Source organism: Pleomorphovibrio marinus (genome assembly GCF_003347495.1).
GTDB lineage: Bacteria > Bacteroidota > Bacteroidia > Cytophagales > Cyclobacteriaceae > Pleomorphovibrio > Pleomorphovibrio marinus.
Genome location: NZ_QCXY01000013.1, coordinates 28158 through 45865, shown reverse-complemented (window position 1 = coordinate 45865; position 17708 = coordinate 28158). Strand labels below are relative to the sequence as shown.

Sequence of the window (17708 nt, the reverse complement as noted above, 5' to 3'; positions counted from 1 at the left end):
ATAGATAAACTATGCCACTAACCCCTACTATATACGTCCGAAATGGAGGCAACGATGCTAATAACGGTAGCTCAGATGCCTTAGCGGTTGCGACAATACAACGTGCGCAGGAGCTTGCTTCTGCCGGTAGCGTTATTGGTTTGAAGTATGGAAGTGTATGGAAGGGCATTACGGGGATTAATAAGAGTGGCACAGCGATGAATCCTATTAACTGGATTCCCTACGGGGATGATAGTTTGCCTCTTCCTGAAATCACCGGATTCTATGACGTTCCATCATGGACGGATATTGGAGGGGGATTATACCGACACACTGTTTCAGGCGGGTTAGATCCTAGGGTAAACAGTCTTTCATTTGATAATGCACAAAAACCGAGAGGCGTTTGGCCAAAAGAGGGTTATAATACAATTACTGGTGCAAGTGGCGCAGGTTCCGGTACCATTTCCGATTCCGCTAACTTAGATGCCTCCCAACTAAATCTTACTGGAGGTTGGGTAATATTCAAAAAGCTGCATTGGATTTTGGATAAGGCCGAAATAACGGCACATTCAGGAAGTACATTATCCTATTCAAATACGAGTAGCTACAATGCGCAAGTTAATTACGGATATAAGGTCGATAACAAAAGGGAATTTTGCACCGAGCTGGGGGAATGGACACAGGAGGGAGATGATATTATTATGTTTTTTGGTGCCAATAATCCCGATAATTACAAAGTCAGGGTGGCCCAAGATCAGCAATGGATTGATCAATTCGGTTTAGAGCACAATATTTTTGAGAAGATAAAATTCACGGGCTTCAACGGTGTGGTGCAGCGAAGTGCCAATGACGGTATCACACATCCATCTTGCTCTTGTTCATTCCTTCGAAGGTGCAAGGGGCTCCGATTTGATTTGTGTGAGGTAGAACACATGGGTCAGACCTTCATCTACACCGAAAATTACGAAGAGGCAGACAGGCCAGAAGGTTTTAGGTATTATGGTTGCAAGTTCCGAAAAAACAATAATACGCTACATTGGATGCGTCACGGGGAGGCCGATGTCAAGGTGACAGGTTGCACAATAGAGGATCATGCCATGTTTCCGGGAGCTGGGAGTAATGGGGATGGTTCCTACAATACTTTCATGTTCTCTACACGAACTTTTGATGTTGAATTTCAGCACAATTATATCAATAATGTAGGGTTTAACGGTGTAATTGCGCAAGGTGTGAAGTTTCTTTTCTCCCACAACAGGATTTTTAGCTGTGCCAATGTGAAAGCTGATTCAGGGGGTATATACCATGAGAACGGCCCTACTGTTAATGCCAATTATAATATCAACGAGCGAATAATTGAAAGAAATCACATTTTTGCGGGGCCAGGAACATTAGAGGGGATGCCATCAACGGCAGTATTTGCCAATGAGGGAATATACATAGACGACTCTTATGTGGTAGGTCAGGATTGCAGTATTACCATTCGCCACAACCTACTAAGAGGGAATGCCTATGGTGTGAAATATCACAATACCTCTAATCACAAGTGCCATGATAATATCATGTTCGATAATTTTTATGCTGGGTTGAACTGTCAAAACGATACCAATTCAGGACAACACATAAGAAATATAGAGTTCTATGATAATGTGGTTGTGAGCTTCGGGGATCAAAGAATGATGAGGCTATTTGAGATCAGTAACAGCCATTCAGAAAATAAGATTGAGGATATTTTTTCTTTGATTAATAACAATAATTATATCTACGCAAATCCAGACACAAAGGAATTTACACGTCTAACATTAAACACGGGGTCGGGGCCATTCAGTTTCAATCGCACATTTTCAGAATGGAAAACGGATTACCCTGCCTATGATCCAAACAGTTCATTGAAACCAAGTGCAAGCAATGAATTTTTCTTGTACTTAAATGACACAGAGGATGATAATGTTGAGCAGGATATTCTAAGGAAAAGACTGGATGTTGATGGAGTCGAAGTAACAGAGTTGTTTTTAAACAGCTTCACATGGCAAGTTCTTGTAGATGATCTGGGACCACTTGACCCCGAACCAACCATATATCCATTAACCGCCGCTGCAAGCCCTGAAGCAGCGGGTTCCGTTTCCGTTGATCCAGTAAGCCCACACGAAGTAGGGGCACAAGTAACGGTTACAGCTACTCCAAATTCAGGATGGACGTTTGACAAGTGGCAGCGAAACGGAGTAGATCAACAGGAACCCAATCCGTGGATATTGACAAGAGCCGCACAATCAGAGAGTATTGTGGCTGTTTTTGAGGAAATACCGCCTGAAACCTATGCGCTTACCCTTAACGTTTCAGGAAACGGGACAGCAATCCAAAACCCTGAAAGCCCTCATGAGGAAGGAACTAACGTTGAGTTGTCAGCAACTCCAGATAGTGGTAATCAATTTGATGGATGGTACGATGGGGAAACCTTGTTATCAACAAACAACCCATACAGCTACACTACATTAGCAGAGGAAAAAACAATCATAGGAACATTTAGTGTAGTGCCACCGGAAACATACACGGTTACCCTCAATGCCAACAATGGGGGAGCAGTAAGCCAATTAACCACAGGCCCTTATGAAGAGGGTGATTTGGTCCAAGTTCAGTCCACACCAAATTCAGGGTATCGGTTCCTTAGATGGGAAATTGGAGGGGATGAAGTCAGTACCGATGCGCTTTATTCCTTCAACATGCCCGGAGAAAACCTAAGCTTGACAGCGGTATTTGAGCTAATACCAACCTACACGATATCCCTAAGTGTAGACCCCGCAGGATCAGGCACCACATCACAAAACCCCAGCAATCCGATTCAGGAAGGATCCACCGTTCAAATCAATGTCAACCCCGTAAGCGGAAAGCAGTTTGTAAGGTGGAGAAATGGAAGTGAAACATTCAGCACGGCCAACCCACACACCTTCGAGGTTACCGAGGCACTCAGTCTAGTTGCTGAATTGGAGGATGTGCCCCCGAATGAATACACCTTATCATTATCAATAAACCCCGAAGGCGCCGGAACCGTGACAGGGGCAGGAACTCACCCCGAGGGCAGCACCGTAGAGTTGATCGCCACATCAAACCAAGGATGGACATTCGCCTATTGGATGCGGGGCACCCAAGTAATCAGTAATCAGGCTGAATTTCAATATACCATGCCAAGCGAAAACACTTCTTTGCTTGCGTTTTTTGAAACTACGGGGCCATCATCCGAGACAACAGAATTCTATTCCTTGAATCAAATCCCCTTGGCGGATCACGGAATATTGCCAGGCAAACAACCGAATTCGAGCATAGCGATAGCGGGTATTTTTGACTTTCCGGAGCGAACAGGGAAAACCTATCACAGCTGGGGGGATCAACACGGGATTCAACCTTATATAAGGGCAGATGAAATCTTCTTTGCCGGCCGGGACATTAGCCTTATGGGTTTTGTGAAGGCCCAAAATGAAACCGAGGCGATTGATAAGGTCTTGGACCTCTATCAGGAAATAGATGCTTTCAATCATCTTGTCTTGTTGACCTGTAAATGGGGTGCTTTTTGGGTGCATGTTGTCGATGAAATTACGGCACAATACATATCTAGGGGTTATTTCAGGATAAGGATGGTATTCAGGGAACCTGTTCCCGACCTAACAGGAACCCTTCCAACGGGTGATTCACAGAACCCCGGGATTGATGGGGTGGAATTCAAGGATTTGGGATTGTTGCCTATGAAGGGCTTCAAGGTGCTGAATAGATCAGGGGCCAAGCAAGCATCTTACATAAGTCACAGCCAAGAGGGCTACGGGAGAAAAAAACGTGGTTTGAACGAATACACCCTTTCTTTTCACATTCAGGAACCTAGCTTTGTTAGTTTTTTAGGCAAGATTAGAGGGTTATATGAAATGATGAAATCCCCCGGACTTAGGACACTCAGGCACATGGACGGAACCTATCGGGAGGTTTTTGTAAAAGATGGGTTCAGCTTGCAAAACATAAAACATACCAAAACCTATTTCTATTCAAGGATAAATATATCCTTTGCGGAGGTGAGACTGCTAAGAAGCTGGAACGTGCTTACGGACAACTTAGGGAACGTGCTGGTAGACAACCACGGGGCACCGCTGTTTTTTGAGGTTGAGCGGCCTGATTTTGTGCAGGTAGTGGCCATCGGTGGGGTGGTTACAGACGTGGAAATAGATGGAGTAGATTGGGTGGTTCATACTTTCCCGGAAAGCGGGGAATTTGAGGTGATTGAAGGTGGTGAGATAGAATATTTGATTGTTGGCGGTGGCGGTGGTGGCGGGTCAAGAGCTAGATCTGGTGGGGGTGGCGGTGCTGGGGATGTGATTCAAGCTATTGAAGAAATAGGAGTGGGAATATATTCCGTTACAATAGGTAATGGTGGAGCCGGTGGTGCAAGCTCAGCAGCACTTAGAGGGGAAAATGGGGGCGATACTGTTTTTAATTCTCAAACTGCAATTGGCGGGGGTGGCGGTGGTGCCTCCGTTAATATTTCTTCTGGTGCGGGACGCAACGGATCGTCTGGTGGTGGTGGTGGCCAAGGTTCCACGGGGGGGTCCCCTGGTATAGGAGGAGTAGCACAGGGTATTAACGGACATAACGGAGGTAATGCATTTCCGATTGGACAAGCGACTCAAAATGATCTAGATAATAGAGCAGGAGGTGGTGGCGGAGGTGCTGGCGGCCCTGGAGGAAACGCAAGTTTCGCAACTGGAGGTATAGCGGGGTTAGGCATTCAGTTGTCGATTTCAGGAACTACAATGACTTATGCAAAAGGAGGCCGTGGGGGATCAGCAACAGAAACAGCTAATGAAACAGCTCCTAACACGGGAGATGGAGGAGATGGGTCGCACCAAGCATCTTTTTCAGAAGGGAAAAACGGAGGCTCAGGAGTCGTGATTATTAGGTACAGAAAATATTAAAAAAATCGATAAAAATGCAGGGACAAACAGACATAACGAAGGACATTCAAAAGCGGACGGATATTCAGCTCACCGATAGGATTGTGATAGTCAACCCGCTTGCGGGAGCTGGCGAAAAAAAAGTACTGTATATGGAGATTCCCGATTTTGGGAACAGCGGGGCGCTTACGTTGCAGCCCGAAAGTGATGATGAAGTTTTCGATATATAAGATTATAGGGATATGCAAAGGCACATTAGTACTACTTATCAGGACGGGGCGAAGGTCCTGAATAATATAAGGAATAGGCATACGAATATGCTGGATACCTACACGAGGGTGACTACCTGGCGGGACGGGAGTACGATGGATGATTCTAAGTGTGACGGGGTCGTGTATAGGAAGATGGGAGAGGAGTATTATGTGATTAACCGATTCCAAGGAGGGTATTCCCTTAACCCATTAGATTTTGGTTGCAAGTTTGATGGGGTCACGGATGATACACAGGGATTGCAGCTTATGATTGATGTGCTTAAAACCCTTAATGTTCACAGAGTAGTTTTACCTGCATTAGGAAAGGTGAAAATAGCACAGGTAAATATTTCACACCCGGTAAACATAGATTTCAACAATAATACTATTGTTTCAGATCAGGGAGATTTTTGCTTTGATATTCAAAGTAGCGATGTGACAATTGACAATATTAGTTTTGGAGAGGATTCCGATAGAATTTCAAAATCATGCGTTAATGTAGGGTATATTAATAGTTTGGAGGATTTTGGGGAGTTTGAAAATGTTAATTTCCGAAACCTCAAGTATTTTGGTAATACAGAAAAGAGTGCCATAGATATTTGGGGAGGTGCTAAGAATATTACTGTTTCAAACAGCTACTTTCATACCACAAACTCCACAGGCCTAGAAACAGATAGATCAGCAGTTCGGGTTCGATTAGGTCAATCTACTAGCTTTGTAAAAGACCTTAATTTGATTGTAAATTCTAATCATTTTGACGGGGCTTTTTATTACGCTGTGAGAATAGGGGGAAATGGGTATGCTAACGGGTTCAATTTTTCGGATAATATCTGTAAGGGAAGCTTGGCAGCAATTAAAACTTACCATTGCTATGAATCTGTCATATCTGATAATATTCTTACAGGTATGAGCGAGTCAGTATACCTATGGAGGTGCTATTCCGTAACGGGTAATTTCATAGCGGACAGTACAGCAGAAAACTATGCCGTAGTTGCCGAAAGTGTTTTGAACATGTTTTCCAACAATACGATCCAAAATACCTCAAGCACAGCGTTAAACGTAGATTCCGGTCCATCTATGGGTATTATATCCAATAATAAGATTTTGAATAGCGGAGGGCACGGCATCCATTTTTCAAACAGGGTGCTGGATAGTCAATTCAACCTAACACAAATACAAGGAAACCAAATCATCAACTGCCAGTGGCATGGCATGTATTTCAATGAGCAAACCAACGCAAACAGATGGAATGGGATTCTGGTGCAAAATAACAGAATTGTAGGAGTGGGTAGGGCAGGTTCCGAGGATGACTGGGATGGGATATGTGTGGATTTGAGCACAGGAGTAAACAGACAGATATTCCAGTCTTTTTTCATCAATAATACCATTCAAGGAAACCAGGGGCCAAATTTTGTGACCGATTCCAATATTAAGCATGGGATCAGGTTCATAGATGAAGATGCCGATAATTCTTCGACCTTTCATGTAATAGGAAATACACTGAGAGCGGAGATACCCTTCAAAAATTCAAGAACAGGAGGCGGAGGAGGATTTGGAAAAGTATTCGTAAACAATACAGTCAGTGACCTTAGCAAGGTAGAATTAAGCAGCGGGGGAAGCAGACTGATTACCGCAAATATAGATTTAGCAAACAACAGGTTAAGCGCTAATGATTTCACGTTTTTTGGTGAAAGTACCGTAGACGGGAAGGTTATTTTCAGTACGGGATCTGAATTAAATTTTGCCAATAATATTAAATCAAAGGTATTAGCCGAAATAAATCTCCAAAATCAGGAACAGGTCTTGGAGTGGGATTCACCTCCTGAAAATATTACCAGCTACATAGAACTTGAACTATACAGAAGTAGCCAAGGCGGATCAAGCACTACTTTTGATGGGTACGCCAAAAAATCCTTCACAGTGAGATGGAGCGATTCAGGAGGTGGTACCATACAAGGTTCCCCTGACCAGGAAGAAAAGTATATAGGGAACCATGGGTATCGATTTGGAGAGGTTCAAGCAAATAACGGAAAGCTACAGGTTCCTATTATTAGGCAAAATTCAGATGGGAGGCCAGCACAGATAAGATTAACCGTATATGGGCCAAACCTTGCGAGTTCTTTTTTCATTGACCACGTCATTCTATCTACACCCGTTTCACTTAGTAGTACTGTGCCAGATCTTGCTAACAGCATTCAGCACTATACAAAATTCAAAGAACAGGCAGGATGTGGCCTTGATGCTGTTCTTGATGATCAGTACATGCGTAAGGCACAAATACAGCGTAGAAGCGAACAAGATTTTACGGCAGTTAATAACACAATTGATACGCTCACAAGACTAAACCAGTATTTGAGATTCACCGCAGGTTCGCCAGGAACGGCAACCATAGATGCAAGCACTTTTTCAGCAGGGGATACCTTAATTGGAGAAGTAGAGGGAGCCACAAAGACATTTACCATGAGTGGCTCAGGTACATTAAGAGTTAAGGATGGCTATCTGCCACAAGTACCACAAAACGGGGTGTTTTCAATCAGATTCAAGGCTCCAGATGATGCTATTTTGTCTGGTGATTTACTGCCAGATTCATGACAGAACTACAACTATACCGCTCCGGAAACCCGACTATCCAAGTCAAGATAGATGATTCCACGACCTATATACACGAAGTTATGGGCACGTGGGAGATTCAAGCCGAGTTCATAGCCCCTTTCCCTCTTGATATTAAGGTGGATGATTATATCATCTACAGGCAGGAGCGGTATAATATAAATGTGGAGTACGAGATGCAGAAGGTCAGCAACTTCGAGTATCGGTATTCCATACTTTTCGAGCATGTAAGCTACTGGCTTAAGGATAAGATACTCATGCATCAAGGGGCGGTGGAGTTCTCTTATTTTGGTACAGCTGCGGCCTTCGTAGGCTTGATCGTAGAGAATATGAACCTGGACGACACAGGATGGAGCATAGGCAATGTGGTGGGCACAGAACCCATGCTAATCGAGTTCTATGGGGATGAAGGGGGATTCACGTGTAAGGGGGCTCTAATGAGGGTGGCCGAGGAATTCGGTATGGAGTTCTGGTTTACTGGGAAGCAGATCAACCTCACCACAGAGGCGGGAGTGCAAACCAATCTGGATTTTGAATATGGACAAACTAGGGGCTTATACTCCCTCACTAGGGGGGCGCAGGAACAGCCCTTGTATAATCGATTATGGGCGTTCGGGGGAAGGAAAAATATCAATTTCGACTATAGGAACGGGGCGAAGCGTCTTGTTTTTGAAGAGAGGATGTTGGAAATGCCCTTACAGCCGGGGGAGCGGAGAAGGGAAAACAGCGTTATTTTTGAGGACATATATCCTACCAGAACGGGAACCGTTTCAGCGGTTTCTGAGAATTGGCTGAACATCACGGATGGGGGTATTGATTTTGATTTGAACGGCCAACGGGTCGAAGGTGAAACCGCTAAGATCGTTTTCAAGTCGGGAAACCTCAGCGGTAGGGAGTACGACATTGGAAGCTATAATCATTCAACAAAGACAATCACGCTAGTGCCATTCACGGAAGAGGACGGTTATACCACTCCAAACAGCACCTTTAACCCCTCAACGGGAGACCAATACACCTTGGTAGGGATCAGCATGCCACAGTCCTATATAGACGATGCAGAGGCAAGGCTCAGGAGTGCCGCACAGGGTGTGTTTAACCAAGTCACCCGGCCACCTTATGAGGTAGAGGTAGACGAAAAATACATGCGGGATAACGGCATAGTGCTGAATGCAGGTGACCGGGTGAGGCTCCGTGATCAGGGGCTTAACATTGATGATAATATAAGGGTGTTTTCCGTTAGTTGGCCGCTCGTGAACCCGTATGACCTTACCGCTGTCATTTCCGACGCTGTAGTGTATAGGACAGAGGTAAGGCAGGAGATCGAGATAGAGAAAAGCAAAGAACGGGTGACACGGGTGGACCGCACCAAAGCGGAACTGGCCAGGCAGAATACCCAGCGGATGCGGCAGTTGCAAGGTCTGATTTTTGACCCAGACGGGTACTTTGATCCCGAGAACATCAAGCCTGGAAGCATAGAAACCTTAATGCTATCCGTAGGTGCCAAGTCTCAAAATTTTGCCCTCAACGGGGTAGAAATAGCCCCTAATGCCGGGGGTGATCCTAATTCATTGTTCGTTTCAGGCGGGTTTCTAATCCATTACGAACTGGAAATAGAGGGTTTGGGATATATCTGGGAAATGAGCCCATTTGAGTTTGATCAATTGGACCCCCTAAAGCCCTATTTCCTCAGCGCAAGGGTAAGCCAAAATGCATTGACAGGTACATGGCACCTAAGCGAAGACCCCGTAATGACTGAATCAGAAGCGGGTTTTTGGCACTTCAACGTAGGTATTCTCTATGCGGTCAAGGACGGGTACAGGGGATTCGACTTCACAAACGGGATGACTTTCATTGTGGGTGACACAATCAGAACCGGAACCATTCAAAGCATTGATGGCCTTGTGTGGCTGAATCTCACCGATGGATCCTTTAAATTTGGATCAGAGGGTAATTCAATTGACTGGAATGTAACCGAAGAGGGGCAATTAACAATAGATGGTGCATTGGTTAGCAAGATGATCTTCGCCGAGAATGCCGAGATAGTCAATCTCCTGGTAAGCTCACTTAGGACTGCAAACACAGGCAAAAGAGTAGAGATAACCGAGCAAAATAATAGTATCCGATTCTACAATGAAGACGGGGTGATGGTTGTGGAGATCAATGATACTTTGGGCTTCGATATTCTAGGTAATCAGCTTGCAGGCATTGCAGTTGACAACCCAGAAAATGCCAGGAGTAGCTTTGTAGCCGCTTCAGGCATATTATCGAATGCCTCTCTAATGCCTTTCTTTTCGATTGCCTCGGGGCTTGACACAAATGCGAGCGTGGTAGGGATATTGAACGAGCGCAACAGTGACACAGATGGGATAAGTGCCGGGGTAGTTGGATTGGACCCGACTACAACAGGCGCCAGCAGGTCTTTTGGCGGGTATTTCAATTCAGCCCTGATAGAGCGATTGAAAATTAATTCTATTGAACTGGGTATTGCTGCCGTCACCGAAAACCATACTATGACCGCCGAGACCTATGTAAGCTGCTATAACACCTCAGGTATCCAGGTGAATCTCCCAGCTAACCCACGTTTAGGCCGTAAGTGCTATGTCCGTAGGACAAACAGCTCAGCGGTTACAGTCGGGGGCAACGGCGAGGAGATCACAGACGATGCCCAGACGTTCAGCACTATATCAATACCATCTGCCGGGGACATGGGTGTGTTTGTCTGGGATGGGACTTATTGGTGCTATAATGTGATGCAATAGAGGGTGTTATGTAGGTATAACCCTGTATTAAAACTCTCAAACCATGCATCCCGCATCATTAATGCCAATTTTACATCAAAAAAACATTATGGAAGTATTCTTTGAATTAATCAATCCTGCATTAGCCGCCTTGATCCTTGCGGGAACCGAGGCATTGAAAAGACTAATACCAAGTCTATCAGGTCAAATAGCGACCATTGTTGTTTCAGTTGTTTTCGTTGCAATTTTCGTGATTGTCAATGATTCAGTGAACGTAATTGAGGGAATCATTTCTTTCCTCACCGCTATTGCGTCCTATGATTTCATCTTAGGTCCTATCCTGGAAGCCATCGGTATTGAGCGGAAAAACCAAAACGATTCATTAACCTAGTTCAAAAAACAATGAGTGGATGAATTTACTTCAATCTATCCCGAGCAACCCTTTGGAATACGGGGCTCTTGCCCTTTTGATAATGAGTTGGTTGGTGGCCATAAGGTGGTTAGTGAAGGCTAATGACAGTTATGGCCAGAAGTTGGAAGAAAAAGACGCATCTTTTCATGAAAAGTTGGAGCAGAAGAAAAGCGAATACCAACACATCATAGAAAAGAAAGAGGCTGAAATAAGGGAGGTTCGGGATAAATTGGAGCTTTCCGAAAAGCGGAAAATGGAAATCACCGAAAGGCTGATTGAAATAAATGTCGAATTTATATCGGCCATAAAATACCTGAAAAATGGACACAAAAATAATTGACAAAAGTGCAATTGATGAAATACTGTGCAAATTCAGTATAGATTTTTCAAAGGTGTTGATTGACCGCCTTAGGGGAACGGATTCACAATCGAATTTTGTGTTTAAACCTATTTTTGAAGATGATCCTGGCAGCCCCTTAATAGCTCCGGTTCCTGAAAACCAAAACCATTTCATGGTCATTTATCCAAAAAACTCAACTCCATATACTTTTGAGCTAGATGACATGAAAAAGATATGCTACATCGCAATGGGTGAGGTATATGAGGAGTTTTGCGGTAAAAAACTAAGAGCTGGAGACGTGATCGAAATCCCTCCAGGTAAAGAATACAAACCATATACCAAGGGATCTATGTGTATTGCCTATGTGGTTATTGATAGTCACTCCAATGCATTCAATTTGAACTGAAATGAAAATATACAGGATTGTACCGCATTGTTCAGCTACCGACTTTACAAAAGACTATTCTGAACAGCAACTCGAAAGGGATCATAACATCAGAGGCATAAGGTCACCAATGGGCTATCATTTTTACATCCGGAAAGACGGCAGGATCGTAAAGGGCCGGGAACTTTCAGAAATGGGAGCCCATGCATTGCCGTTTAACCGGGATAGTTGGGGTATTTGCTATGAGGGGGGGTTAAAGGAAGGTGGAACCACTTGGAGGGATGCACAGGACACAAGGACCGATGAGCAAAGGGCGGGGGAACTGAATTGCATTTACCAGATTCTTCAGTATATTGAAAATATAGCCGTTGGCAAGATCAATATTGATTATAAGATTGAAATAATAGGCCATGGACAGCTACCGGGGATTGCTAGAGCCTGCCCTTGCTATGATGCCAAAAAAGAGTTCTCATGGATAACCGCATAATTACGCTGTTTTCTTTTTTAGCCTGTGTGGTGATGGGTTTTGCCATTTGCTGGGTATTTTTTAAGCCTAATTACATCGAAAATATTGAAATAGTAGAAGACATTCAGATTGATACCGTGTATCTGGAATACCGGGACACTATTTTCATTCCCCAAGACAGCCTTATTTTTGAGTATATAAGGGACACGGTGATATTGGATATAACTTATCCAATTAACAGATATAGAGGTCTAGAGGCTACTTTGTTTGGTGATATTGGTTACAATGCTTTGGTAGCTGGATCGCTTCTGAATTTGGAATTAACCCCTAATTGGTCCATCCCTCAAATTGAGAACACCATCACCCGAACCGAAACCAGAACAATCATTCAAAAACCAAAGGGCCTTTACCTTGAAGGCGGGATTTCAAGCCAGTTCAATTACAAGATAGGAGCCACCTATTTGAATGATCGTTCTTTGTTTGGGTATGAATATCAACCTGATTTGAATGTCCATTGGGTGAAAACGGGATTTAAAATATGGTAGTTTTGTTTTTGTTTGATTTTCCTAAAAAAGAAACCCCTTCATTTATAATGAAGGGGTTTTTCATTCCCTGTAATTATCATAAATCTCAATATATCCATCGGATATAATCAATTCACCAAATTTATTAGAAAATTCAATTAAATCTTCTAAAGAATTTATTTCAATTTCTGGCTCTCCTTCAATATAAAACCTTTCATAATCTGAAGGTATAAATTTAAACCCAAGAGGCTCTAATTTTTTCCTTTCCTCATCTTTGGGGTAAAAATCCCCTGTAGTTTGTAATTTAAATTTCATGATCTTGTTTTTTAAGTTTCAACCTATCCGCAACCAACAACATACTTTTGGCCCATTTAGGGAGTTCCTTTGCCGGGGCCACAAGTGATTTAACGCTGTCATGGGTTAGTCCCAGTTCTTTTGCCAGTTGCTTGTATGAAAGCCCCACCGATTGCAGCAGGGCTTTGAATTTTTCGTGGTCAGTCATTAAGTTTCTATTTTAATATGCAAACTAAACGTGATTTCTTTAATTTCCTTTCCCCTCTAAAACCGCTTTTGGATTCAATCAAAATTTTGATAAATGAAGGTGTTTCGCCAGTTATTTCAATTACCTTTTCAGTTTCTCCAAAATTCCACATTAGAACGTTTCCAGGCTTTACATTTATAGATGGCTCCCCTATTACGTGGCCTACTGATTGTAACTGGATGGTGTTTGCTTGGGCGGTGTTTGATACTTGATATTTCATGACTTTGTAGTTTTGTTGTTTCGTTATGATGTAAAGATAGTAAATATATATTTACCATGCAAGCAAATAGTAAAAATAATTTCAATTATTTTTTCAAATATCCCTCGCTGAACTCAATTTCCTTTCACCGATAATCCTACCAACGCTTTTGAGATATTCCATAGTAGCCTGTAAGTTACCATGCCTAAAAAGGGTTTGAATCTCATATAAAGAAGACCCATCATCAACCATGTGACATGCCCTTGTATGCTTAAAAGAATAAATACCATGATGCTTTGATAGCCCGGCCAAAGAACGCATTTTCTTAAACCGATCATAAAAATTATCCTTACCAACTCTTAGCGGTCCCGGTCGATCATCCCGGCCAAAAATAAAATAATTGGGCTCAACGTTCATCAACCCCATTTCCAAAAGGATCTTTTTGAACTCAGGGTAAATAGGAATGAACTGGGTTGATTTGGCCTTTGTAATTTCCGGAGGTAATACCAGTTTACCAGCTCCCCAATCGATATGCTTCACTTTCAGATTAAGTCCCTCCTGTTCATTTCTTACAGCAGCATAGTAAACGAACTGGCATATCCTCCATAGGTACGGGTCATTTTCTAAAATAACCTTCTGAATGGCCTTAAATTCATTCTCATTATAGGGTTGGTTGCCACGGGTAATGACAGGTTTGGATTCAATCGTTTCCACCGGGTTTTTATCCAACACCTCATCATAATTGTTAATGAAGAAATTAAACAGCCTTGAGATGTTTGATTTGTGGGTATTGTAGGTTTTTCCGGAGGTCCAGTCTCCATGCTGCCGGGCAAATTCAAGATGGTTAAAAATATGGTTTTTCTTAACCTGGCTGATGTGAAGGTTTTGTAATCCCTGATCAATGAACCATTGTTTCATCAACCTAAATTCATAAAAATACCTATTGTAGCTTTTTGGCCTTATCCGATCCTTTACCGCCTCCAAAAAAATATCTATGCAATTGATGATTGTAAAGGTGTTATCATGCGCCTGATCTTCAAAAGGATTAAACCCGTCTTCCAACAATTCAGCCATAGCCAGCTGTACCAACCTGGCTTTTTCCATCCGTTCTGCTTTGGTGGATCCTGAATTGATATCTTGAAAAATCCTGAACCGCTGGAACTTCTTTGTTTCCGGGTTCAGAAATGAATAATAGACAAACCATTGTTTACTTAAATTCCCGCTCGCATCATAGATCTTTGGAAGCCGATAATTAAGTTTTGTCATTTTTTTGTCAGTAGGCCGATTTGACAAACCTTTTAACTTGCTAGAAATAAGGGTGTTAATAGGCTTTATTTTAGTACCAGGAGCGGGACTTGAACCCGCACGTCCTAATGGACACAAGATTTTAAGTCTTGCGTGTCTACCAATTCCACCATCCCGGCATTGGGTACCCCCCTTTTTTGGGAAGCTTAGCCCCCTAAAGAATAAAGCCCTGTGCTAAGGGCTTTAACTGGAGCGAAAGACGAGATTCGAACTCGCGACCCCGACCTTGGCAAGGTCGTGCTCTACCAGCTGAGCTACTTTCGCTTTTCTTACTTTTTAATGGGCATACCATCCGTATCCCTTAATGTGAATGCAAATTTAGGGTATATTTTTGAAAAGGCAACATGGATAGTTAAAAAAAATGATGGCCTGAACAGGTCCCATCCTATGCTGTTGATTGCGAGCAGCTACTGTTCCAGGGTCTTTTTTAACTCGTGCAGTTTGAGCAGGGCCTCCACCGGAGAGATGGTGTTGATGTCTATGTTGTCCAGCATTTCCTTGGCGGCTTTGAACTTGGGATCCATTTCAAAGAGGCTGAGTTGGTAGTTGTTTTTAGGGATGTCCCTCAACTTTTCTTGTTGCTTTTGTAGGCTCTTGTCCTTCTCCAGGTGCTTCATGATCTCGGCCGCCCGAAGTACCACCGGGTTTGGCATACCCGCCATCTGGGCAACATGTATACCGAAGCTATGACCACTGCCCCCCTTTTCCAGTTTCCGCATAAAAATCACCTTGTTTCCCATTTCCTTTACCGCCACGTTGAAGTTTTTAACTTTGGGAAAGTCCTCTGCCAACTGGTTGAGTTCGTGGTAATGGGTGGCAAAGAGAGTCTTAGCCCTGCATTTGGGCTGGTTGTGCAAATACTCCACAATAGACCAGGCAATTGAGATCCCATCATAAGTGCTGGTGCCCCTACCTATCTCGTCCATCAGTACCAGGCTCCTATCCGAGAGGTTATTGAGGATACTGGCGGTTTCGGTCATCTCCACCATAAAGGTAGACTCTCCTTTGGATAGGTTATCCGAAGCTCCCACACGGGTGAATACCTTGTCGATGATCCCCAGCCTGGCATAGGAAGCCGGTACGAAGCTACCCATTTGGGCCATCAATACAATCAGGGCAGTCTGTCTCAACAAGGCCGATTTTCCAGCCATGTTAGGACCCGTGATAATGATGATTTGCTGATGGTCATTGTCGAGGAAAATATCATTTGGCACATACTCTTCCCCTATGGCCAATTGTTTCTCTATGACAGGATGTCTCCCATCCTTGATTTCTATGGAGTCCGTTTCGGCGATCTTGGGTTGGCAATAGCCGTTGCTGGCAGCCACATTGGCAAAAGACAGCAGGGCATCTAGACTGGCAAGTATCCGGGCATTTTGCTGGATATGGGTCACATAATCGGCGGCATCCTGCACCAATTGAAGAAAATACTTTTGCTCCAGGGAGATCATGCGCTCTTCAGCGTGTAGGATTTTTTCCTCATAGACCTTGAGCTCCTCGGTGATGTAACGTTCCGCATTTACCAGGGTTTGCTTCCTTATCCACTCAGGGGGCACCTTGTCCTTGTGAGTATTGCTCACTTCCAGGTAATAGCCAAACACCTTATTGTAGGCCACTTTAAGGGAGCTTATGCCAGTTCTTTTTACCTCCCTTTGCTGAAGCTGTATAAGGTAGTCCTTGCCGGAAGTGGCCAAAGACCTGTATTCATCCAAGTCCGCATCCACCCCGCCACAGATGATACCTCCCTGGTGCAGGAGCATGGGGGCATCCTCCATCAGCTCCTTTTCGATCTTTTCCAGCAAAAAGTCGCAGGGATTGAGTTGATCTCCCAATTTTTTTAAGGCAGCAGATTTTTGCTCTTTGAGAAGGGCCTTAATGGGAAGGCTGCTCTTTAGTGCCTTTTTCAATTGGTTCATTTCCCTGGGGTTGATCCGACCCACGGCCACCTTAGAAATAAGCCTTTCCAAGTCCCCAACCTGTTTAAGGTGGGAGACAATCTCCTCCCTTAGCTCCTCTTGCTCCACGAAGTGGCTGACAATTTTCTGTCTTTCCAGGATGTGTTCCTTTTCCTTTAAGGGCAGAACCATCCATTTTTTCATCATACGACTTCCCATAGGAGTATGGGTGTGATCCAAAATCTGAATCAGGGGTATACCCCCCTCCTGCTGCGGATACACCAGCTCCAGGTTACGTATGGTGAATTTATCCAGCCAAACGTATTTCTCCTCGGCAATCCTGGAGATGGAGGCAATGTGTTTGATGTCCTTATGCTCTGTCTCCTCTAGGTAATACAATATGGCACCAGCAGCCACTATTCCCTGTTCCAGGGATTCTATCCCAAAACCCTTTAGGTTGTTGGTCCCAAAATGGGAAACCAGTTTTTCGTAGGTGTAGTCGTACTGATACACCCAGTCTTCACAATGAAAGGTAGTAAACTCGTTTTTAAAGAGTTCCTGGGCCTGTTTGCGCGAGCTTTTAGAGTAGATCACTTCGGATGGGGCGAAACTTTGCAACAGTTTTTCCAAATAGGAGGTATCTCCTTCTGCTGCCATAAATTCCCCGGTACTGAGATCCAGGAAGGCTACCCCATGTCTGTCTTTGCCGAAATGGATGGAGGCCAGAAAGTTGTTTTTCCGCTTGTCCAGCACGTTGTCATTAAAGGACAGCCCCGGTGTAACCAGCTCTGTTACCCCACGCTTCACGATGCCCTTCACCTCTTTGGGGTCCTCAAGTTGATCACAAATCGCCACCCGGTGACCTGCCCTGATGAGCTTAGGAAGATAGGAATCCAAGGAGTGATGGGGAAAGCCCGCTAATTCGATATGGGAGGCAGAGCCGTTGGCCCTTTTAGTCAAGACGATGTCCAATACCTTGCTGGCAAGTATGGCATCCTCGCCAAAGGTTTCGTAAAAGTCCCCTACCCTAAATAGCAGTAGCGCACCAGGATGCTTGGCCTTGATGGCATTATACTGCTTCATTAAAGGGGTTTCTTTGCTTACGGATTTAGCCATATACAGCGGTTGTTGATCC

Annotated in this window: 14 protein-coding genes and 2 tRNA genes; 9 read left to right on the top strand and 7 right to left on the bottom strand. The window is 43.9% G+C overall.

Annotation, left to right across the window (positions count from 1 at the left end):
- The first annotated feature begins 11 nt into the window (after nt 1-11).
- From DB520_RS23800 to DB520_RS23760, 9 genes are read left to right on the top strand one after another with little or no spacing between them, the layout of a single operon-like run.
- Nucleotides 12-4928: an InlB B-repeat-containing protein gene (locus tag DB520_RS23800; RefSeq protein ID WP_157972223.1), complete on the top strand. Its 4917-nt coding sequence runs from the start codon at nt 12-14 to the stop codon at nt 4926-4928.
- A gap of 14 nt (nt 4929-4942) precedes the next feature.
- Nucleotides 4943-5137, top strand: coding sequence for a hypothetical protein (locus tag DB520_RS23795; RefSeq protein WP_114752288.1), 195 nt, complete (start codon nt 4943-4945; stop codon nt 5135-5137).
- 12 nt (nt 5138-5149) lie between these two features.
- On the top strand, nt 5150-7750 hold the full coding sequence (locus DB520_RS23790; RefSeq protein WP_114752287.1) for a right-handed parallel beta-helix repeat-containing protein: 2601 nt from the start codon (nt 5150-5152) through the stop codon (nt 7748-7750).
- Complete coding sequence (locus DB520_RS23785) at nt 7747-10527, top strand: phage tail protein (RefSeq protein ID WP_114752286.1); 2781 nt, start codon at nt 7747-7749, stop codon at nt 10525-10527. Before DB520_RS23790 ends, DB520_RS23785 begins: the two co-directional genes overlap by 4 nt.
- A 43-nt stretch (nt 10528-10570) precedes the next feature.
- Entirely contained in the window at nt 10571-10897 is a 327-nt protein-coding gene (locus DB520_RS23780; RefSeq protein WP_157972222.1) for a hypothetical protein, read from the top strand.
- A gap of 19 nt (nt 10898-10916) precedes the next feature.
- Nucleotides 10917-11258 (top strand): hypothetical protein, encoded by a 342-nt coding sequence (locus DB520_RS23775; protein ID WP_114752284.1) that lies wholly within the window; start codon nt 10917-10919, stop codon nt 11256-11258.
- On the top strand, nt 11239-11664 hold the full coding sequence (locus DB520_RS23770; RefSeq protein WP_114752283.1) for a hypothetical protein: 426 nt from the start codon (nt 11239-11241) through the stop codon (nt 11662-11664). Before DB520_RS23775 ends, DB520_RS23770 begins: the two co-directional genes overlap by 20 nt.
- A gap of 1 nt (nt 11665) precedes the next feature.
- Nucleotides 11666-12130 (top strand): N-acetylmuramoyl-L-alanine amidase, encoded by a 465-nt coding sequence (locus DB520_RS23765; RefSeq protein WP_114752282.1) that lies wholly within the window; start codon nt 11666-11668, stop codon nt 12128-12130.
- Nucleotides 12115-12654, top strand: a complete 540-nt coding sequence (locus tag DB520_RS23760) for a hypothetical protein (RefSeq protein WP_114752281.1) — start codon at nt 12115-12117, stop codon at nt 12652-12654. The genes DB520_RS23765 and DB520_RS23760 overlap by 16 nt, the downstream gene beginning before the upstream one ends.
- 60 nt (nt 12655-12714) lie before the next feature.
- On the opposite strand, the gene DB520_RS23755 is transcribed toward DB520_RS23760, so the two are convergent.
- The 7 genes from DB520_RS23755 to mutS all read right to left on the bottom strand — a co-directional run bounded on the left by DB520_RS23755 (nt 12715) and on the right by mutS (nt 17689).
- Nucleotides 12715-12948, bottom strand: coding sequence for a hypothetical protein (locus tag DB520_RS23755; RefSeq protein WP_114752280.1), 234 nt, complete (start codon nt 12946-12948; stop codon nt 12715-12717).
- A complete protein-coding gene (locus DB520_RS23750; protein ID WP_114752279.1) occupies nt 12938-13135 on the bottom strand; it encodes a hypothetical protein in 198 nt (65 codons plus the stop codon). The genes DB520_RS23755 and DB520_RS23750 overlap by 11 nt, the downstream gene beginning before the upstream one ends.
- Nucleotides 13136-13142: 7 nt before the next feature.
- On the bottom strand, nt 13143-13394 hold the full coding sequence (locus DB520_RS23745; protein ID WP_114752278.1) for a hypothetical protein: 252 nt from the start codon (nt 13392-13394) through the stop codon (nt 13143-13145).
- Nucleotides 13395-13487: 93 nt separating this feature from the next.
- Nucleotides 13488-14639, bottom strand: coding sequence for a tyrosine-type recombinase/integrase (locus DB520_RS23740; protein ID WP_114752277.1), 1152 nt, complete (start codon nt 14637-14639; stop codon nt 13488-13490).
- 74 nt (nt 14640-14713) lie between these two features.
- Nucleotides 14714-14797: transfer RNA gene (locus DB520_RS23735), tRNA-Leu, on the bottom strand.
- 69 nt (nt 14798-14866) lie between these two features.
- Nucleotides 14867-14942, bottom strand: a tRNA-Gly gene (locus tag DB520_RS23730).
- Nucleotides 14943-15085: 143 nt separating this feature from the next.
- Nucleotides 15086-17689 (bottom strand): DNA mismatch repair protein MutS, encoded by a 2604-nt coding sequence (gene mutS, locus DB520_RS23725; RefSeq protein WP_114752276.1) that lies wholly within the window; start codon nt 17687-17689, stop codon nt 15086-15088.
- Nucleotides 17690-17708: the final 19 nt, after the last annotated feature.